The 17,883-nt window shown below is 65.6% G+C and carries 19 protein-coding genes; 10 read left to right on the top strand and 9 right to left on the bottom strand.

Annotation, left to right across the window (positions count from 1 at the left end):
• Window positions 1-3 precede the first annotated feature (3 nt).
• The 3 genes from IPV08_RS14655 to tpiA all read right to left on the bottom strand — a co-directional run bounded on the left by IPV08_RS14655 (window position 4) and on the right by tpiA (window position 3,088).
• A complete protein-coding gene (locus tag IPV08_RS14655) occupies window positions 4-1,632 on the bottom strand; it encodes a CTP synthase (RefSeq protein WP_207412375.1) in 1,629 nt (542 codons plus the stop codon).
• A 159-nt stretch (window positions 1,633-1,791) separates the two neighbouring features.
• Window positions 1,792-2,175 (bottom strand): preprotein translocase subunit SecG, encoded by a 384-nt coding sequence (gene secG, locus IPV08_RS14650; protein WP_056427002.1) that lies wholly within the window; start codon window positions 2,173-2,175, stop codon window positions 1,792-1,794.
• Between the two features lie 151 nt (window positions 2,176-2,326).
• Entirely contained in the window at window positions 2,327-3,088 is a 762-nt protein-coding gene (tpiA, locus tag IPV08_RS14645; protein ID WP_207412374.1) for a triose-phosphate isomerase, read from the bottom strand.
• 193 nt (window positions 3,089-3,281) lie between these two features.
• On the opposite strand from tpiA, the gene IPV08_RS14640 reads away from it, so the two are divergent.
• From IPV08_RS14640 to glp, 8 genes are all read left to right on the top strand, one after another.
• Complete coding sequence (locus IPV08_RS14640) at window positions 3,282-5,183, top strand: peptidylprolyl isomerase (protein ID WP_207412373.1); 1,902 nt, start codon at window positions 3,282-3,284, stop codon at window positions 5,181-5,183.
• 7 nt (window positions 5,184-5,190) lie between these two features.
• A complete protein-coding gene (gene trpE / locus IPV08_RS14635) occupies window positions 5,191-6,711 on the top strand; it encodes an anthranilate synthase component I (RefSeq protein WP_207412372.1) in 1,521 nt (506 codons plus the stop codon).
• Between the two features lie 99 nt (window positions 6,712-6,810).
• Window positions 6,811-7,731, top strand: a complete 921-nt coding sequence (locus IPV08_RS14630) for an alpha/beta hydrolase (RefSeq protein ID WP_207412371.1) — start codon at window positions 6,811-6,813, stop codon at window positions 7,729-7,731.
• A 76-nt stretch (window positions 7,732-7,807) separates the two neighbouring features.
• Complete coding sequence (locus IPV08_RS14625) at window positions 7,808-8,422, top strand: aminodeoxychorismate/anthranilate synthase component II (protein ID WP_207412370.1); 615 nt, start codon at window positions 7,808-7,810, stop codon at window positions 8,420-8,422.
• Between the two features lie 35 nt (window positions 8,423-8,457).
• On the top strand, window positions 8,458-9,471 hold the full coding sequence (gene trpD, locus IPV08_RS14620; protein ID WP_207412369.1) for an anthranilate phosphoribosyltransferase: 1,014 nt from the start codon (window positions 8,458-8,460) through the stop codon (window positions 9,469-9,471).
• 11 nt (window positions 9,472-9,482) lie between these two features.
• A complete protein-coding gene (trpC, locus tag IPV08_RS14615) occupies window positions 9,483-10,340 on the top strand; it encodes an indole-3-glycerol phosphate synthase TrpC (protein WP_207412368.1) in 858 nt (285 codons plus the stop codon).
• Window positions 10,337-10,822, top strand: coding sequence for a cyclic pyranopterin monophosphate synthase MoaC (gene moaC, locus IPV08_RS14610; RefSeq protein ID WP_207412367.1), 486 nt, complete (start codon window positions 10,337-10,339; stop codon window positions 10,820-10,822). Before trpC ends, moaC begins: the two co-directional genes overlap by 4 nt.
• On the top strand, window positions 10,819-12,048 hold the full coding sequence (gene glp / locus IPV08_RS14605) for a gephyrin-like molybdotransferase Glp (RefSeq protein ID WP_207412366.1): 1,230 nt from the start codon (window positions 10,819-10,821) through the stop codon (window positions 12,046-12,048). The genes moaC and glp overlap by 4 nt, the downstream gene beginning before the upstream one ends.
• A 15-nt stretch (window positions 12,049-12,063) precedes the next feature.
• Here the strand turns inward: glp and IPV08_RS14600 are convergent, their stop codons facing one another.
• The 4 genes from IPV08_RS14600 to IPV08_RS14585 form a co-directional block, all read right to left on the bottom strand.
• Complete coding sequence (locus IPV08_RS14600; RefSeq protein ID WP_207412365.1) at window positions 12,064-12,705, bottom strand: FUSC family protein; 642 nt, start codon at window positions 12,703-12,705, stop codon at window positions 12,064-12,066.
• A gap of 70 nt (window positions 12,706-12,775) precedes the next feature.
• Window positions 12,776-13,453 (bottom strand): esterase, encoded by a 678-nt coding sequence (locus tag IPV08_RS14595; RefSeq protein ID WP_207412364.1) that lies wholly within the window; start codon window positions 13,451-13,453, stop codon window positions 12,776-12,778.
• 83 nt (window positions 13,454-13,536) lie between these two features.
• Entirely contained in the window at window positions 13,537-13,905 is a 369-nt protein-coding gene (locus tag IPV08_RS14590) for a nuclear transport factor 2 family protein (RefSeq protein ID WP_207412363.1), read from the bottom strand.
• Window positions 13,906-13,928: 23 nt separating this feature from the next.
• Entirely contained in the window at window positions 13,929-14,372 is a 444-nt protein-coding gene (locus IPV08_RS14585) for an OsmC family protein (protein ID WP_207412362.1), read from the bottom strand.
• Between the two features lie 419 nt (window positions 14,373-14,791).
• Here IPV08_RS14585 and IPV08_RS14580 point away from each other — a divergent pair, with 419 nt between their 5' ends.
• Together IPV08_RS14580 and frc are read left to right on the top strand one after the other, a co-directional pair.
• The gene (locus tag IPV08_RS14580; protein WP_056426967.1) at window positions 14,792-15,235 is read left to right on the top strand and encodes a PAS domain S-box protein; all 444 of its coding nucleotides are present in this window, start codon (window positions 14,792-14,794) and stop codon (window positions 15,233-15,235) included.
• Between the two features lie 125 nt (window positions 15,236-15,360).
• Complete coding sequence (gene frc / locus IPV08_RS14575; RefSeq protein WP_207412361.1) at window positions 15,361-16,611, top strand: formyl-CoA transferase; 1,251 nt, start codon at window positions 15,361-15,363, stop codon at window positions 16,609-16,611.
• 159 nt (window positions 16,612-16,770) lie between these two features.
• On the opposite strand, the gene IPV08_RS14570 is transcribed toward frc, so the two are convergent.
• Together IPV08_RS14570 and IPV08_RS14565 are read right to left on the bottom strand one after the other, a co-directional pair.
• Window positions 16,771-17,271, bottom strand: coding sequence for a DUF2867 domain-containing protein (locus tag IPV08_RS14570; protein ID WP_207412360.1), 501 nt, complete (start codon window positions 17,269-17,271; stop codon window positions 16,771-16,773).
• Between the two features lie 114 nt (window positions 17,272-17,385).
• Window positions 17,386-17,703 (bottom strand): hypothetical protein, encoded by a 318-nt coding sequence (locus IPV08_RS14565; RefSeq protein WP_207412359.1) that lies wholly within the window; start codon window positions 17,701-17,703, stop codon window positions 17,386-17,388.
• Window positions 17,704-17,883 lie beyond the last annotated feature (180 nt).

Raw genomic sequence — 17,883 nt, 5'->3', positions numbered from 1 at the left:
CCCTCAGACCAGCCGGCTCTGCACGATGGCGGCCGAGATGAAGCTCTTGAACAGCGGATGTGGCTCGAACGGCCTCGACTTCAGTTCCGGGTGAAACTGCACGCCGATGAACCAGGGGTGGCCTGCATGTTCCACCGTCTCGGGAAGCAGACCGTCCGGTGATAGCCCCGAGAACCGCAGGCCCTTGGCTTCCAGCCGCTCGCGATAGGCCATGTTGACCTCGTAGCGGTGCCGGTGACGCTCGGAAATCTCGGTGCCGCCGTAAATCTCGGCGATCTTGGTATCCGCACCGAGGGTCGCCTTGTAGGCACCGAGCCGCATGGTGCCGCCGAGATCGCCCTGTGCAGCGCGCCGCTCCAGTTCGTTGCCCTTGAGCCATTCGGTCAGCAGGCCGACCACGGGCTCGCCGGTCTCCCCGAATTCCGTGGAATTGGCGTCCTCGACCCCGGCCAGGGAGCGAGCTGCTTCGATCACGGCCATCTGCATGCCGAAACAGATACCGAAATATGGGATCTTGCGCTCACGGGCATAGCGGGCCGCGCGAATCTTACCCTCTGCGCCGCGCTGTCCGAAGCCGCCGGGGACGAGAATGCCGTTGATACCTTCAAGGAACGGCGCCGGATCTTCACGCTCGAAGACCTCGGATTCGATCCATTCGAGGTTCACCTTCACATTGTTGGCGATGCCGCCATGCGTCAGCGCCTCGGAGAGGGACTTATAGGCGTCCTTGAGGCCCGTATATTTGCCCACGATGGCGATGGAGACCTCGCCTTCGGGATTGCGCACGCGCTCGGAGATCGTCGTCCAGCGCACGAGATCCGGTTCGCCCTTCGGTTCGATTCCGAAATGCGCGAGCACCTCACGGTCGAGGCCGGCCTCGCGGTAGGACAGTGGCACGTCATAGATCGACGCCACGTCGCGCGCCTCGATGACGGCGGTCTCACGCACGTTGCAGAACAGACCGAGCTTGCGCCGCTCTTCCACCGGAATCGGACGGTCACAGCGGCAGAGCAGGATGTCCGGCTGGATACCGATGGAGCGGAGTTCCTTGACGGAATGCTGCGTCGGCTTGGTCTTCAATTCGCCTGCCGAGGGGATGTAGGGAAGCAGCGTCAGGTGGACGAAGGCGACAGTGCCGCGTGGCAATTCCTGGCCGAGCTGGCGGATCGCCTCGAAAAACGGAAGGCCCTCGATGTCGCCCACCGTGCCGCCGATCTCGACGAGGACGAAATCGAATGCTTCGTTTCCATCGAGTACGAACGTCTTGATGGCGTTGGTGACGTGAGGGATGACCTGGATCGTCGCGCCGAGATAATCGCCGCGCCGCTCCTTCGTGATGATGTCGAGATAGATGCGACCGGTGGTGATGTTATCGGCCTTGGTCGCCGGAAGACCGGTGAAACGCTCGTAATGGCCGAGGTCGAGATCGGTCTCCGCACCGTCGTCGGTAACGAAGACCTCGCCGTGCTGCGTCGGGCTCATCGTGCCCGGATCGACGTTCAGGTAGGGGTCGAGCTTGCGCAGGCGGACCGTGTGGCCGCGCGCCTGCAGGAGAGCTGCGAGAGCCGCAGATGCGAGGCCCTTGCCGAGCGAGGAGACCACGCCGCCGGTGATGAATACGTACCGCGTCATGGGCTTCGGCTCATAAACAAGGGTGGATGATTCGACAAACTTCAAACGACCCCGCCGCTGGTGGCGGCAGGGCTGCATCGGTTCGGATTCTGTGGAACGCCGGGTGGGGACGGTTCGGAGCGAGAGGTGTCCGAGCCGTCGTTCCGCATCGACCTTCGATCAGCGCGACTGGGGCGCTTCGGGCGTGGCAGGCTGAGCCGGCGCGGTCTGGCCAGCGCCCTGACCGGGACGAAGGGTCTCGAGAATATTTCCGTTGGGCGCCGCCGGCTGCGTCGTCGCGGCTCCGTCGAGGATCGACTTCGGCGCGGCGCTCCGGTGGGAGATCACCGCGAGGGTCATGCTCGTCGTGAAGAACAGGGCCGCCAGGATCGCTGTAGCCCGCGTGAGGGCGTTGGCCTGGCCACGTCCGGTCATGAACCCCGATACGCCGCCACCGCTGCTACCACCGCCGAGCCCGAGTCCGCCCTCAGAGCGCTGCAGCAAGACCACGGCGATGAGTGCGAGAACCACGATGAGGTGAATGGAGATCAGGACGGCATTCATGTCGTTTCAGTCCGATGTTCCTGGTCCGTGAACCACGTAGGCCGTATCCGGCGCCCGAAGAGGCCCGGCGAGGAACGTCCGCAAAGGGCAGGCTCCTACACGAGATGGTGTCTCACGCCAAATCCTGCATCGCCCCAGGGCGGCGAATGTTTCAGGCGTAGGCGGCCGCTATCCCCAGGAAGTCGGACGCCACGAGACTGGCGCCTCCGACCAGCGCCCCGTCCACATTCTCTACCGCCATCAATTCGCGGGCGTTACCCGGCTTCACCGAACCGCCATAGAGGATACGGACCTTGGCGGCTTCCGCGCCGATGAGCTGTCCGAGCATCTCACGCAGGGAAGCATGGACTTCGGCGATGTCGGACGGGGTCGGTGTCAGGCCGGTGCCGATGGCCCAGACAGGCTCGTAGGCGATGACCGTATCGGAGGCCTTCGCCCCCTTGGGGACGCCGATGGCGAGCTGGGCGCGGACGATATCGAGCGTCCGGCCCTCTTCCCGTTCCTCCTGCGTCTCGCCGACGCAGATAATGCCGCAGAGTCCGGCGCGGCGGGCACCCAATGCCTTGGCATGGACGCCATCGTCGGTCTCGTGGTGATAGGCGCGGCGCTCCGAATGCCCGACGATGACGTAGCTCGCCCCGAGATCGGCCAGCATCTCGGCGGAGATGCTGCCGGTAAAGGCGCCGCTGGCCTTGGCATGAAGGTTCTGACCGCCGATGGCGATGGCGGACCCGTAGACGGCCGCCACGCAGGAGGAAATCAGGGTCGAAGGAGGGCAGACGAGGACGTCGATCCGGGATGCGAGTTCGGGCGAGAGCCCGTCGCGGATGGCCTCGACCACCGGAACCGAACTGCGCAGGCCGTTCATCTTCCAGTTGCCGGCGATCAGCGGCCGCCGTCCCGACTTCAACATCGTATTCCTCGCGCTCAGATGCTGCTGGTCCGGCTTCACCGGATCGTGAGCGGGGCCGTAACAGAGCCGACTAGCGGGCGCAAACATGGGCTCGAGGATTCGCCCGGCCTTTGCTGGGGCCACCGGATGGTCTATCGCGGGCGGCCTGGAGCGTGCCTCGGCACGCCATCACGACGGATTTTCGAACATTCCGATGCTGCAGAACATGCGTAGTGCGAGCCAGCATTGGCTCGGCAAGATCATTCTCACGGTGGTCTTCACCTTCCTCATCGCTGGCGTTGCGATATTCGGGGTGGAAGATTTCTTCCGCTCGAACTCGGCCACGACCGTGGCTACGGTGGGCAAGACGCAGATCACTTCGGAGGCGGTGCGCTCGGCCTATCAGCTGCAGCTGCAGCGCTATCAGAGCCAGCTTCAGCGCAGCCTGACTCCCGAACAGGCCCGGGGCCTCGGTCTCGACCGGCAGGTCCTTTCGCAGCTGATCAGCGAGGCCTCCCTCGACCAGCAGGCAAAGGATCTCGGTCTCGTCATCCCGGATTCGGCAGTGTTGCGCGCAATCCAGGAAGAGCCGACCTTCAAGGGGGCCAACGGCTCCTTCGACCAGACGCTCTTCTTCCAGACGCTGCAGCGCGCCGGCATCAACGAGGCGATGTTCGTGCGCGACCAGCGCGCCGCCGCCGGACGGCTCCAGATCGCCGAGGCCGTGGCCGCGGACATTCATGTCCCCGCCGCCCTGCGCGAGGCCGTGCATCGCTACACCACCGAGCGCCGGTCGGCCTCCTTCATGATGCTGCCCCCTTCCGTGGCGGGAGACATTCCCGCACCGACGGACGAGGAGGTGAAGACCTTCTACGACGAGAATAAGAGCGCATTCCGCGCGCCGGACTACCGGGCCGTGACCCTCCTCGCCCTCGATCCGCAGGCGATGACCAAGCCCGACGCTGTCACGGACGAGGATGTGCAGAAGCGCTACGATCTCGCCAAGGCGCAATACGGAACGCCGGAGCGGCGCACGATCCAGCAGATCGTGTTCCCCGACGAGGCCTCCGCCGAGGCGGCGCGCAAGGAGATCGAATCCGGCGAAAAGCCGTTCGAGGCCGTCGCTCTGGCGCGCGGCGTCGACGCGAAGGAACTGTCTCTGGGGAACCTGACGAAGGCCGAACTGTTCGACCCGGCCGTCGCAGAGGCCGCCTTCTCGCTTGCCCAGAACACCGTGAGCGCCCCGGTCAAGGGTCGCTTCGGCACCGTGCTCCTCCGAGTCACGGCCATCGAACCCGAGACACGCAAGCCCCTCGCCGACGTGGCGCCGGAGATCCGCAAGACCATCGCTCTCGAACGCGCCAAGACCGCCGTTGAAAAGGACCACGACACGATCGAGGACGAGCGCGCCAACAGCAAGCCGCTGGCCGAGATCGCCAAGGAGCGGGGCCTCACCCTCGTGACGGTGCCGGCGGTGAGCGCCCAGGGGCTCGACCCGTCGGGCAAGCTCGTCGATTCCATTCCGGATCGCGACACGACGCTGCCGATCGTGTTCCGCTCCGAGATCGGGAGCGACACCGAGGCGCTTCGCCTGAAGTCCGGCGGCTACGTCTGGGTCGACGTCACCGGCATAGACCAAGCCCATGACAAGCCCCTCGACCAGGTGCGCGATCAGGCAGTCGCCCAATGGCGCGCCGCCGAGGTGGCCAAGCGCCTCTCCGACAAAGCTCGCAGCCTGACCGAGCGCCTGGACAAGGGCGAGGCCATCGACACGCTGGCAACGGAAATCGGCGTGCAGGTGCAGACCTCCACGGACATCGCCCGTAGCCAGGCCAAGGACGGCCTCTCGGCCGACGTGGTCAATCGCCTCTTCGCCGTCCCGGTGGACAAGGCCGTCTCGGTCGAATCCGGCGAGTCGCGTGTGGTCGCCAAGGTCACGGCGGCGACGATGCCCGCCTTCGTGCCCGGCAGCCCCTCCGACGAGGCGATCTCGAAGCGGTTCCAGGCGACCCTCATCGATGACATCCTCGGCGAGTACATCGCCGACGTTCAGAAAAGCGTGGGGATCACCGTCAACCAGACGGCGTTCCGGCGCGCGATCGGCGGCGAGTACTGAACCGACCATGTTTCAGGAGCCGGATTACGCCGCCTTCGCGGAGGCCTACGAGGCAGGGCGGCCGACCCTCCTCAACCTGACCCTGGTGGCCGATCTGGAGACTCCGGTCGCGGCTTTCCTCAAGCTGCGGGCGGTCCATGCCGGGCCGGCCTTCCTGCTCGAATCCGTCGAGGGCGGTGCGGTGCGCGGCCGCTACTCGATGATAGGCCTCGACCCCGACCTCGCCTGGCGCTGTCGCGACGGCCGACCGGAGACCGCACGGGGCAGCGACCTGTCGGTGTTCGCGCCCGACGACGCATCGCCGCTGGCAAGCCTCCGGTCCCTCATCGCCGAGAGCGCCATCGGAGCCGATGACGGCGTCGAGCTCCCGCCCATGGCGGCGGGCCTCTTCGGCTATCTCGGCTACGACATGGTCCGGGCCATGGAGCGGCTCGGGGTGTCGAACCCGGATCCCCTTGGCGTTCCCGACGCGATCCTCGTCCGGCCGCGCGTCATGGTGGTATTCGATGCCGTGCGCGACATCATCACCGTGGTCGGCCCGGTGCGCCCGAGCGCAGGGGTTTCGGCGCGTGCGGCCTATGAGGGCGCGCTCGCCCGTCTGGAGCGCGTGGCCGATGTCCTGGAAGGTCCGCTTCCGGTGGAAACGCGGATCGACCCCCTCACCATCGCCCATCCCGAGCCGGTCTCGAACACGACGCCCGATGCCTATCTTGGTATGGTCGCGCGGGCGAAGGAGTACATCGTCGCCGGTGACGTTTTCCAGGTCGTACTGTCCCAGCGTTTCGAGGCGCCGTTCACGCTGCCGGCCTTCGCCCTCTACCGGTCCCTGCGGCGGACCAACCCGGCCCCCTTCCTGTGCTACCTCGACTTCGAGGATTTCCAGGTCGTGTGCTCGTCGCCCGAGATCCTGGTGCGGGTGCGAGAGGGGCGCGTCACGATCCGCCCCATCGCCGGCACCCGCCGGCGTGGCGCCACGCCGTCCGAGGACAAGGCCCTGGCCGAGGAATTGCTGGCCGATCCGAAGGAACGCTCCGAGCACATGATGCTGCTCGATCTCGGCCGCAACGATGTCGGCCGGGTCTCGCGCATCGGCAGCGTGACCGTGACGGGGTCGTTCTTCCTCGAATATTACAGCCAGGTCATGCACATCGTCTCGAATGTCGAGGGCGATCTCGATCCGAGCCACGACGCACTCGATGCCCTCTCGGCCGGGTTTCCGGCCGGCACGGTCTCCGGCGCGCCGAAGGTCAGGGCGATGGAGATCATCGACGAGCTTGAACGCGAGAAGCGCGGCCCTTATGGCGGCTGCATCGGCTATTTCGGCGCACGCGGCGAGATGGATACCTGCATCGTGCTGCGCACCGCCATCGTGAAGGACGGGCGGATGCATGTTCAGGCCGGCGCCGGCATCGTCTACGATTCTGATCCGGCCTCCGAACAGCAGGAATGCGTGAACAAGGCCAAAGCCCTGTTCCGCGCCGCGGAGGATGCGGTGATGTTCGCGAGCCGGGCGCGGCGGGGGCAATAGTCCTTCCGCGCACCACGGCTGTCCTTCCGCTTGGCCCGCGATTGCCGATAGACATCGAATCGGTCGTATATCGACGGGTTGCGATGGCGGAGGAACGTGATGGCTGAGACCGAGATCGATGCCATCAGGGATCTTCTCGCGGCCAGTCCACGGTCTTCGAATCTCGCCGAGCGCCGTGAACGGCTCGACGGGTTCGGCGCGCATTATCCAGTTCCCCCCGACGTGACGGTCGTGCCCGTCGATGCGGGCGGGGTGTCGGCCGAATGGACCGGGAGCCCGGGGGCGGACCCGACCCGCGTCGTCCTGTTCCTGCATGGCGGCGGATACGTGTCCGGCTCGCTCAACAGTCACCGGCACATGATGGCCGAGACCGGCTGCGCCGCCGGAGCGCGCACGCTGGCCCTGGATTACCGGCTCGCGCCGGAACATCCGTTTCCCGCGGCCCTCAATGACGCCCTAGCGGGTTACCGCTTCCTGCTCGAATCGGGCGTCAGCCCCCGGAACATCGTCTTGTCCGGGGAGAGTGCCGGCGGCGGGCTTGCCGTCGCGACGGCCCTCTCGCTGCGTGATGCCGGTCTGCCGCTTCCGCGCTGTCTTTGGCTCACGTCGCCCTGGGTCGATCTGGAGATGACCGGTGCCAGCATGGACACCAAGGCGGCGGTCGATCCCCTGATCCAGCGGGAATACCTGACGGAACTCGCGGAGGCCTATTGCTCAGGAAAGGACGCGGCGACCCCGCTGATCTCGCCGCTTCACGCCGACCTCGGCGGTCTGCCGCCGATGCTGATCCAGGTCGGCAGCGCCGAGACCCTGCTGGACGATTCCCTTCGCCTCTCCGGGGTGGCCGCCTCGGCGGACGTCGCCGTGACGCTCCAAGTCTGGCCGCACATGATCCATGCCTGGCACATGTTCTATCCGCAGCTTGCCGAGGGGCGACAATCGCTGGCGAGCGCCGGTGCCTTCATCCGCGCGCATCTGGGGGACGGAACCGACGGCCGGCATCCGACGATCGGGTTCTGAGAGCGGACGCGGCGCGAGAACGCTTGACCCTCTCGGCTCACCTCGTCACACGAGGGGGATCAAGAGAAGCGCGATCATGGCCAACGTCCTCGTCATCGACAACTACGATTCCTTCACCTGGAATCTCGTCCATCTCATCGGGCCGCTTTGCGGATCGATCGATGTCGTGCGCAACAACCAGATCACCATCGACGAGATCCGCGAGCGCGCGCCCGATGCGGTGGTGCTGTCGCCGGGGCCGTGCACGCCTAACGAGGCGGGTATCTGCCTCGACGTGGTGCGCGACCTCTCCGGCGAGGTGCCGATCTTCGGAGTCTGCCTCGGCCTCCAGGCGATCGGGCAGGCCTTCGGCGGCGACGTGGTGCGAGCGCCAAAGCCCATGCATGGCAAGGTCTCGAGCATTACCCACAGGGCAACGGGGGTCTTTCGCGGGCTGAACGGCCCCTTCGATGCCACGCGCTATCACTCGCTCGTGGTGGAGCGCGGCGGGTGTCCGCAGGATCTCGTCGTCACGGCGGAAGCGGACGGGCTCATCATGGCGCTGGAACACGCCACACTCCCGGTCCACGGCGTGCAGTTTCACCCGGAGAGCATCCTCTCGCATCACGGGTCGCAAATCCTGCGCAACTTCCTCGACATTGCTGCGGCCTGGAACGCGGGACGTGACAAGCGAGAGCCCGGCGTGCATTGACGCATCAATCAACGTTGATTGACGTCTCCCGACCCATGGACACTTTCAAGCCGCTCCTCGCGAAAGTCGCGGCCGGGTCGAGTCTCGACCGGGCGGAGGCGCGCGCCGCCTTCGACGACCTGCTTTCCGGCGAAGTGACGCCGGTCCAGGCCAGCGCCTTCCTCATCGCCCTGAAGGTGCGTGGCGAAGCCGAGGACGAGATCGTCGGCGCGGTGGAGGCCATGCGGGCGCGGATGGTACGCGTGGCCCCGGTTCCCGGCGCCATCGACATCGTCGGCACCGGCGGCGACCATTCGGGCAGCTACAACGTCTCGACTCTCGCCGCGATCCTCACGGCGGCCTGCGGCGTGCCGGTGGCCAAGCACGGCAACCGCGCGGCCACCTCGCGATCCGGCGCGGCCGATGTCCTCGTCTCCCTTGGCGTGAAAATCGGTCTCGAACCGGACGGGCTGGCCCGCTGCCTCGCCCAGGCCGGCCTCTGCTTCATGTTCGCTCAGACCCATCACGGCGCCATGCGCCATGTGGCGCCGGTGCGCTCCGAACTTCCGACGCGGACGATCTTCAATCTGCTCGGGCCGCTCTCGAATCCGGCCGGTGTCGAGCGCCAGCTTCTAGGCGTCTCCACCGAGGCCTGGGCCGAACCCCTGACGCGTGTACTGGGCGAACTCGGCAGCACGCGGGTCTGGACGGTGCACGGGTCGGACGGGCTCGACGAGATCACCGTCACCGGCCCGACGCCGGTGGTCACCCTGGAGGACGCGCGGATCGGCCGTTTCACGATCGATCCGCGCGACGTCGGCCTGCCGCTCTGGACCCTCGAGGATCTGCGCGGCGGCGATCCCGACCATAATGCGCACGCGCTGAACGCCGTCCTCGCGGGCGAGCGCAACGCCTATCGCGACATCGCCGTTCTCAATGCGGGGGCCGGCCTCGTCGTCGCCGGTTCCGCGCAGACCTTGAGCGAAGGTGTGGCCCGTGCCGCTTCCGCCATCGATGACGGCGCAGCGAGAGCAACCCTTGCACGCCTCGTGGCGGTCTCGAACACATGAAAGAGGCCCCGATGAGCGAGGCGAAACCCATTGCGGACGTCGTTGCACCACCGGCCACCACCGACCGGAGTGACGTGCTTGCGCGGATCGAGGCCTATAAGCGCCGCGAGATCGCCGAAGCCAAGCTGCGCGTACCGCTCGCGAAGCTCGAGAAGCGCATCGAGAAAGCCTCGCCGGTCCGGCCCTTCGCCGACGCGATCGCTGCTCATATCGCGCAGGGTCGACCCGCGCTCATCGCTGAGGTGAAGAAGGCGTCGCCGTCAAAAGGCCTGATCCGCGAGGATTTCGACCCCGCCACCCTCGCCGCTGCGTACGAGGCAGGTGGCGCCACCTGTATCTCGGTGCTCACCGACACGCCCTCCTTCCAGGGCAAGCCGGAATACCTCACCGAGGCGCGGGACGCCTGTTCGCTGCCGGTGCTGCGCAAGGACTTCCTGTTCGAGCCGTACCAAGTGTTCGAGGCGCGCGCCTGGGGCGCCGATTGCGTGCTGGCCATCATGGCGTGCCTCGATGACGACGAGGCGCTGGCCATCGTCGAGACCGCGCACGATCTCGGCATGGATGTGCTGGTCGAGGTCCATGACGAGGAGGAACTCGCCCGCGCCATTCCGCTCGGCACCCGACTGCTGGGCATCAACAACCGCGACCTCAAGACATTCGAGGTCTCGTTCGATACGGCCATCCGCGTTGCCAAGGGCGTGCCAGAGGACCGTATCGCTGTCGCGGAGAGCGGCATCACCGGGCACGACGATGTCCTGCGCCTCGAAAAGGGTGGACTTCGGACGATCCTCGTCGGGGAAAGCCTGATGCGCGAAGCGGACGTGACCAAGGCGACGAAACGCCTGCTCTTCGGCAAGGCCGGCAAATGAGCACCCTCACGCATCTCGATGCGGCCGGCGCCGCCAATATGGTCGACGTCTCCGACAAAGCCGCCACCACCCGCATCGCTCGCGCCGAAGGCGTGGTGGTGATGCTGCCCGAAACGTTGCGCCTGATCCGCGAAGGCGATGCCAAGAAGGGCGACGTAATCGGCACGGCGAGGCTCGCGGGCATTATGGCGTCGAAACGCACGCATGAACTCATCCCGCTGTGCCATCCGTTGCTGATCTCCAAGGTCCGGGTGGAATGCGAGCCGGACGATTCCCTGCCCGGCCTTCGCGTGACCGCAGAGGTCAAGGTGATCGGTCCGACCGGGGTCGAGATGGAGGCCCTCACCGCCGTCTCGGTCGCCTGCCTCACGATCTACGACATGGTGAAGGCGGCCGATCGCGCCATGCGGATCGAAGGCATCCACCTAGTCTCCAAGGATGGCGGAAAGTCGGGCTCGTACCGGGCCGAGGGCGCTTCGTGAGCAAACTCATTCCGGTGGAGGAGGCGCTCGCGCGCATCCTCGCCAGTGCCGCCGAGCCAGTGGCAGCCGAGACGGTACCGGTAGCCGACGCCTACGGCCGGACCCTGGCCGAGGATGTGGCCGCCCTACGGACCCAGCCGCCCTTCCCCGCCTCCGCTATGGATGGCTATGCGGTGCGTTCCGAGGATGTGGCCGCCGTTCCGGCAAAACTGACGCTCATCGGCATGAGCGCTGCGGGCCACGGCTTCTCGGGCACGATCGGCCCCGGCGAGACGGTACGGATCCTCACGGGGGCTCCAGTGCCCACGGGGGCCGACACGATCCTCATTCAGGAGAATGCCGACGTCTCGGACAATGTGGTCACGGCGAAGGAGACGGTCGCCGCCAAGCGCCATATCCGCGTTCCCGGTCTCGATTTCCGGTCGGGCGATCTGCTCCTGCGGGCGGGGGAGTGCCTGGATGCGCGCCGGCTTGCCCTCGCGGCCGCGGGTGGTCACGCCACCCTCCAGGTTCGCCGCAGGCCTAGGGTCGCGATCCTCGCCACCGGCGACGAACTCGTGGCGCCGGGAGAACCGGCCCGCTGGGACCAGATCGTCGCCTCGAATGGATTGGCGGTGGCGAGCCTTGCCCGCGAGGCAGGCGCGGAACCCATCGATCTCGGCATTGCCGGAGACAGCCTCGCCTCCCTCGAAGCCGCACTGGGCCGGGCGCGGGACGCGAAAGCAGACCTCCTCGTGACCCTGGGCGGCGCCTCCGTGGGTGATCATGACCTCGTCCAGGCGGCTCTGCATCGCGAGGGGCTGGAACTTGGTTTCTGGCGAGTGGCCCTCCGCCCCGGAAAGCCACTGATGCATGGGCGCCTCGGTCCGATGATGGTCATCGGTTTACCGGGCAATCCCGTCTCCGCCGTAGTCTGTGGCCTGCTCTTCGTCGTGCCGGCGATCCGGGCTCTACTTGGCGACCCCAAGGCCGGGGCCGACCGCAGCGAGCCGGCCCTGCTCGGGGCGGACATGCCGGCCAACGATATCCGCCAGGACTACATGCGGGCGCGGATCGAAATCGCGGATGACGGCCGTCCGATGGCGTACGCCGAAACGCGCCAGGATTCCTCGATGCTCTCGGTCCTCGGTCAATCCGAAGCGCTGCTGGTTCGCCCACCCGGCGCTCCGGCCGCGAAGCGCGGCGATCCATGCCGGATCATTCGCCTCGATCGAGCGTTGCTCTGACGACGACAAGTTTCGTCATTTTCCGGTGACGTCAGGGGTCGATCTAGCCAGCCGCGTGGCGAGCCAGCCGACGATGATCGCTACGGTGACGCCCCAGCCCACCTCCATGACGCGCGAGCCGAAGATATGCTGCGCCGTTCCGTCATGGGGGACGAGCAGGATGATGGTCGCGGTGATCCCGGCGAGCCGGGCCGCGCTCGCCACGTTCAGCACCCAGCAGGCCGTGAGCGACAGGATGACTGCGAGGGCATAGGCAGCCAGATGCTGCCCGAGGCCGAGCCAGATACCGAGGCCGATGAGCCCCCCCGTGGCCGCACCGAGCAATTGGTCCCGCCCGACTTTCCGCGTCGCTCGGAACTCGGTCTGGAGTACGGCGATGGCAGTGATCGCCGACCAGAACCCCTCACGCTGGTTCAGCGCCTGGGTCGGCAGATAAGCGATGATCGCCGCGCCAGCGGATAAAAGGCCGTGCACCAAACCATCGATGAGGCGGCGTCGTAGCGGCAGGCCCTTGCGAAGGCGCGCGATACGTTCGCCGAGCCGGCTGATCCTGGCCTCGTCGCGCCCTCCTTTTTCGGTTCCTGGAGGGTGTGCCTGCGCTCGCCACCCAGGGCTTCCCGGTTGCTGCTCCACGATGACACGGTCGGTCGAATCCATGATTTTTGAACGCGAGCCGAGCCTGCTTCGATCCGCCGGCGATCTTCCGGTTTCACGCTTGCCGGCTCGGTCAGCCGAACACGAACTCCACCGCCTGCGCTACAACCTCAGGCTGGTAGGCGTGTGGCCCGTCATACTCCAGAGAGGTCACATCGTAACCAACGTCCCTGAGTTTCGAAGTGTGCACCCGTGCGCTGCGATCGATGGGTATCTGCTCGTCCCGTGTCCCATGTGAGATGAAGATGCGTGGTGACCCGGCCTGCAGATGTACCGACAGGAACCCGGCCGAAGAGATGATGAGGTGGGTGACCACATGGCCATTGGCGAGGCCGGAGGAGAGAGCGTAGCTCCCGCCATCGGAATGGCCGGCGAAGACGATGTGCAGCGGATCGAGCATGAAGCGTGACGCTACCTCGGTCAAAGCGAGGTCGAGCCGTTCGCGGTCCGGCCCGTGACCGCCGATGACGAGATCCCAGGTCGGAAATACGGATTGTGGAGCGAGGAGTAGAAATCCGCGCGCCTCCGCATGCTTTTCGAGCATGGGCAGGATCTTCTCCGCACTCCCGCCGCCGCCATGAAAGAGTACGACGAGGGGAGTCGGCCGTCGCGGATTGATCCCCGGCGGCACGATCAGCATGGCGTCGCGCTCATCGAACAGACCGAGCGGATGGCGGCCCGGAGGCATGGGCTCCCTCGTCGGCAGACGATGCGCAAAAGCGAGACGTCCTGCGAGTTTAGGGTCGATCATGCGGCGAGCCTCGCGTCGTTCGGTGACATGGTGCGGGCGTCGGTCGTTCTCTGCGGACGGCGCCCCTTGCCTAAGCTGCCGCGTCAATCCGGCTTGGCTTCGCTCAAAGGCTTGATCTTCAGTTGATCGATGATCCACAGCCAGCCGCCGGCCTCCTGCTTCCGTGCCGTCTCCACCGAGATCGTTCCGTTCGGTAGGCGCGCGAAGGTCATCGCAATCCCCCCGTTGCGAATGCTCGGCAGCGTCTCCGCGGCCGGAAACTCGGAGCGCCGTGCTAGAAGGTCGGTGTAGAACGCCCGGATCTCCTGATGTCCCGTCGCGACCACCTTTCCGGCAGCCAGCACGGCATCCGGTTCGTAGAGGGCAATCAACCCCTCCACATCGCCGGCATTGGCCCTTTCGTTGAAGAGGCGGGCAAGGTCTTCCGGGGTTTCTGCTAGCACGTGGTCCATGGCGTTTTCCTCTTGTTACACGGCTACTTCAGCAGCGTTCCAGCCGAGTCGCGCACCGCTACGGTGACCGGAATCCCCGCTTTGACGCTCTCGGAGACGGTACAGAAGCGCTCGAACTGCTCGAGAACCTTGTCGAGCCGTGGCATCGTTTCCGCCGGAGCGCTCAGCGCGATGCCGACTTCGATCCCGCTGATCCTCAGGCGACCATCCGCGTTGCGCTCCACGCGAAAGCTCGATCGCGCTGCGAGCCCGGTTGCGTCCTGTTTGAATTTGCCGAGGGCGAAGACCAGGCTCGCGCACAGACAGTTGGTGACGCTGGCGACCAGGATCTGCTCGGGGTAAGGCCCCTCCCCGCCGCCATAGGGTGGCGCCTCGTCAACGGCGAGGTTCGGGAAGGCTTCCCCAAAATCGATCTCGAACCGATAGCCCTCGATCTGCCTGATCGTGATGCTGCCGTCACTGCCCATCCGGGACGTCTCCTCTCGGCTCGCCTAGCCGCCGCATGCGCACTGAAGCGGCAAAGCAACGACTGGCAAGGCAACGAACGAGAAGCGAAGGCGAGTTCCATCTCATCCCCCTCCTTGCCCACGTGTTGACAGCCCGCCATCATTGGCATACCAAATACCAACAGTAGACGCACAGAAAAAGCAAGTGCGCGGAACATCTCACGGACGGGGTTTGACCTTTTCGCGAAATGGAGGAAGCGATCACGATGATGCAATGCAGCATTCGCAACCGCAATATATTCCAGACGGAAGCCGAATTCGCGACCACGACTGCAAACGAAGCATCGCGCGTCTCAAGTGAAATCCCTCATCGCGTTTGACGGCCGTACCTGCTGCCTAAGTCGATGGACGACGTTTCACTCGAAGACGCGAAACAAGCCATGTCGGATCAAGCCAATTTCGCCGGTATCGACGTCTCTCAACTGATCGAAGCCGCCGGAGATGCCATCGTCGTCTCCGATCCGGACGGTGCGATCGTCGTGTGGAACGCGGCGGCGGAGAGGATCTTCGGGTTCTCGTCATCCGAGGCGCTCGGCCAATCCCTCGATCTGATCACCCCGGAACGCCAGCGCCAGCGTCACTGGGATGGTTACGCCAAGACGATGCGGACCGGCATCACCCGCTACGGCACCGAGGTGCTGCGCGTGCCGGCGCTTCACAAAGACGGCCGATCACTCTCGATCGCCTTCACCGTCGGACTCCTTCACGGTTCTGACGGCGCAGTGACTGGAATCCTCGCCATCATCCGCGATGAGACCCGGCGCTGGAACGACGAACGTCAGATGCGCAAGCGTCTGAGCGAGCTCGAAAGCGCTGCCGTTTAAGTGGAGGCGCGAAAATCTAAAGGTTTCGCCAGAATACCGGCTAACACGAGTTCCGGATCAGAACCGGACATTCGAACTATCCGATCCATTATCGTTGCATGACGATCGAAAGGGAGAACGTCGAGATGAGCAAGCCGCTTGAAGGCACCAAGATCATCGATTTCACTCACGTCCAGGCTGGCCCTGCTTGCACGCAGCTTCTCGCCTGGTTCGGCGCCGACGTCATCAAGGTCGAGCGTCCCGGTGCCGGAGACGTTACACGGACGCAGCTGCGCCACGTGGAGGATGCCGACGCCCTTTACTTCACCATGCTGAATTCGAACAAGCGTTCGCTGACCCTCGACACCAAGACCCCCGAGGGCAAGGAAGTTCTCGAGAACCTCATCAAGCAATCCGACGTGATGGTCGAGAATTTCGGTCCCGGTGCCCTCGACCGCATGGGCTTCTCTTGGGCCCGCATTCAAGAACTCAACCCGGGCATGATCCTGGCTTCGGTGAAGGGCTTCTCGGACGGCCACCATTACGAGGACCTGAAGGTCTACGAGAACGTCGCCCAATGCGCCGGCGGCGCCGCCTCCACCACCGGCTTCTGGGACGGCCCCCCCACCGTCAGCGCCGCCGCTCTCGGTGACTCGAACACCGGCATGCATCTCGCCATCGGCATCCTCACGGCGCTCCACCAGAAGAACAAGACCGGCAAGGGCCAGAAGGTCGCCGTGTCGATGCAGGATTCGGTGCTGAACCTCTGCCGTGTGAAGCTGCGCGACCAGCAGCGCCTCGACGCCCTCGGCTACCTCGAAGAGTACCCCCAGTACCCGCATGGCGAGTTCACCGATGTGGTGCCGCGCGGCGGTAATGCGGGCGGCGGCGGGCAGCCGGGCTGGGTGCTGAAGTGCAAGGGCTGGGAAACCGACCCGAACGCCTACATCTACTTCACGATCCAGGGCCATGCCTGGGCCCCAATCTGCAAGGCGATCGGCCGAGAAGAGTGGATCGAAGATCCGGCCTACAACACCGCCCGTGCCCGCCAGGACAAGATCATGGACATCTTCGGCACGATCGAGGAATGGCTCGCTGACAAGACCAAGTTCGAGGCGGTCGACATCCTGCGCAAGTTCGACATCCCGTGTTCGCCGGTCCTGTCGATGAAGGAACTCTCGGTCGATCCGTCGCTGCGCGCCAGCGGCACCATCGTCGAGGTGCAGCACCCGAAGCTCGGCTCGTATCTCACCGTCGGAAGCCCGATCAAGTTCTCGGACATGCCGGTCGAGATCAAATCTTCGCCGCTCCTCGGAGAGCACACTGACGAAGTGCTGCTCGACCTCGGTTACACCCAGCAGCAGATCGAGCGCTTGCACCAGGCACGCGCCGTCTAAGACAGATGCAAAGCGGCCCGTCCTCGGACGGGCCGTGGATTGAGGAAAACGGCGTGCCGCGAGGCGCGCCGTTTTCTTTTGGGATGGGACAAGGCCGCAGCAGGACGGCTGCGTCGTCGGCATCGTTGATCGAGCGCCGGCCCTGTTCGAGTGAACGACCTACGTACCGGGACGCACGGCTTCCTGCCCGAACGAGTTCGTCAAACGCCGCAGGTCGGCGGTGAGGATCAAGCGATGGATCGGCGCGACCGGCACCATGCAGACCCAATCAAAGGCATTGTGGATGACGACCGACGAGGTGATCCTGAGACGGCGACCGGAGGTCGCGAGACAGATCATGACGTCGAGGTGGCGGTCCCGCACGGTGAGAACCAGCATATCCGGGGCGCTGTGTTCCACCAGGAAGAAGTCCAACGTTTCACCCGCGTGCGCTTGGATCCGGCGTTCACCGGAAAAGCCGCCGATCGCCTTCACGCCAAAACGGGCCGCGATCGAATCTCTCAAGCGGAAGGCGAGCGACATGAGCGGTCGTGGCTCTGAAGTGATGAAATTCCAGTCCTGTATCGGAGTCATCGCCGAGGAGAGTACGACCGATCGCGAGTCGTCATAAACGAGCTGATCGCTCGGGCGCAGAAGCTGAACCGGCAGATCGACGGCCAAGGACTTTCCCCATCTCATTGGTGGGTCGGCCCTAGCATGACCGACGCGGATAATCGGCGGCGCGATGGGTGAACGAGCGCGGCCTGGGCCAAACCGGGCCCGGTAGCCGTGCGTTTATCCCCCTAAGGACGTGGTGCGGTCCTGTTGCCCTCCGATGGGATGCGTAACCGGGAGGCCGTTACGCGAGACATCCAGCGAGGCTGCGTCTTTCCCCTCCATCGCGAGTGCCCCGTAGGGGAGCCAGCCGGCGAAAGGTTCCAGATTGTCCTGCCCAGCGGGGCGATACCAACGCCAGACTTGGCGTGCCGCACTTGGGGCGTACCAGCGACCGGGGCGACCCTCGGCCAGGATCGGACCGAGGGTCAGGTGGTTGAGCCAGATCCGCTCCACGATCTGCGGGGCCGTGTGCATCGGGCGCCAGGTCGGCGGCATCGGACATCTCCTGCGAGGGCGATCACGGGGCGATGAAACGGGTGCGGGGGCCAGGACTTGGCGTCCGGCCCCCGCACTCTGTTCGTGGTCGGTGGCTCAGCCTGAGTTCAGGCAGCGACCACGCGGGGGGCAGGCTTGGTCTCGTCGGAGACGGCCAGCGCCTGGGCCACCACCCGCTTG

This window comes from Methylobacterium sp. SD274 (assembly GCF_017355285.1).
Lineage (GTDB): Bacteria > Pseudomonadota > Alphaproteobacteria > Rhizobiales > Beijerinckiaceae > Methylobacterium.
The sequence above is the reverse complement of the archived record's forward strand: the minus strand, read 5'-3'. Positions and strand labels throughout refer to the sequence as shown.

What these genes read in the sequence shown, in the direction of transcription:
- IPV08_RS14655 (WP_207412375.1), bottom strand. Translation starts at nt 1,632, where the DNA reads ATGACGCGGTACGTATTCATCACCGGCGGCGTGGTCTCCTCGCTCGGC.
- tpiA (WP_207412374.1), bottom strand. Translation starts at nt 3,088, where the DNA reads ATGTTGAAGTCGGGACGGCGGCCGCTGATCGCCGGCAACTGGAAGATG.
- IPV08_RS14630 (WP_207412371.1), top strand. Translation starts at nt 6,811, where the DNA reads ATGGCTGAGACCGAGATCGATGCCATCAGGGATCTTCTCGCGGCCAGT.
- frc (WP_207412361.1), top strand. Translation starts at nt 15,361, where the DNA reads ATGAGCAAGCCGCTTGAAGGCACCAAGATCATCGATTTCACTCACGTC.
- secG (WP_056427002.1), bottom strand. Translation starts at nt 2,175, where the DNA reads ATGAATGCCGTCCTGATCTCCATTCACCTCATCGTGGTTCTCGCACTC.
- trpD (WP_207412369.1), top strand. Translation starts at nt 8,458, where the DNA reads ATGGACACTTTCAAGCCGCTCCTCGCGAAAGTCGCGGCCGGGTCGAGT.
- IPV08_RS14595 (WP_207412364.1), bottom strand. Translation starts at nt 13,453, where the DNA reads ATGATCGACCCTAAACTCGCAGGACGTCTCGCTTTTGCGCATCGTCTG.
- trpE (WP_207412372.1), top strand. Translation starts at nt 5,191, where the DNA reads ATGTTTCAGGAGCCGGATTACGCCGCCTTCGCGGAGGCCTACGAGGCA.
- IPV08_RS14625 (WP_207412370.1), top strand. Translation starts at nt 7,808, where the DNA reads ATGGCCAACGTCCTCGTCATCGACAACTACGATTCCTTCACCTGGAAT.
- trpC (WP_207412368.1), top strand. Translation starts at nt 9,483, where the DNA reads ATGAGCGAGGCGAAACCCATTGCGGACGTCGTTGCACCACCGGCCACC.
- IPV08_RS14580 (WP_056426967.1), top strand. Translation starts at nt 14,792, where the DNA reads ATGTCGGATCAAGCCAATTTCGCCGGTATCGACGTCTCTCAACTGATC.
- IPV08_RS14600 (WP_207412365.1), bottom strand. Translation starts at nt 12,705, where the DNA reads ATGGATTCGACCGACCGTGTCATCGTGGAGCAGCAACCGGGAAGCCCT.
- IPV08_RS14590 (WP_207412363.1), bottom strand. Translation starts at nt 13,905, where the DNA reads ATGGACCACGTGCTAGCAGAAACCCCGGAAGACCTTGCCCGCCTCTTC.
- IPV08_RS14565 (WP_207412359.1), bottom strand. Translation starts at nt 17,703, where the DNA reads ATGCCGCCGACCTGGCGCCCGATGCACACGGCCCCGCAGATCGTGGAG.
- moaC (WP_207412367.1), top strand. Translation starts at nt 10,337, where the DNA reads ATGAGCACCCTCACGCATCTCGATGCGGCCGGCGCCGCCAATATGGTC.
- IPV08_RS14640 (WP_207412373.1), top strand. Translation starts at nt 3,282, where the DNA reads ATGCTGCAGAACATGCGTAGTGCGAGCCAGCATTGGCTCGGCAAGATC.
- IPV08_RS14585 (WP_207412362.1), bottom strand. Translation starts at nt 14,372, where the DNA reads ATGGGCAGTGACGGCAGCATCACGATCAGGCAGATCGAGGGCTATCGG.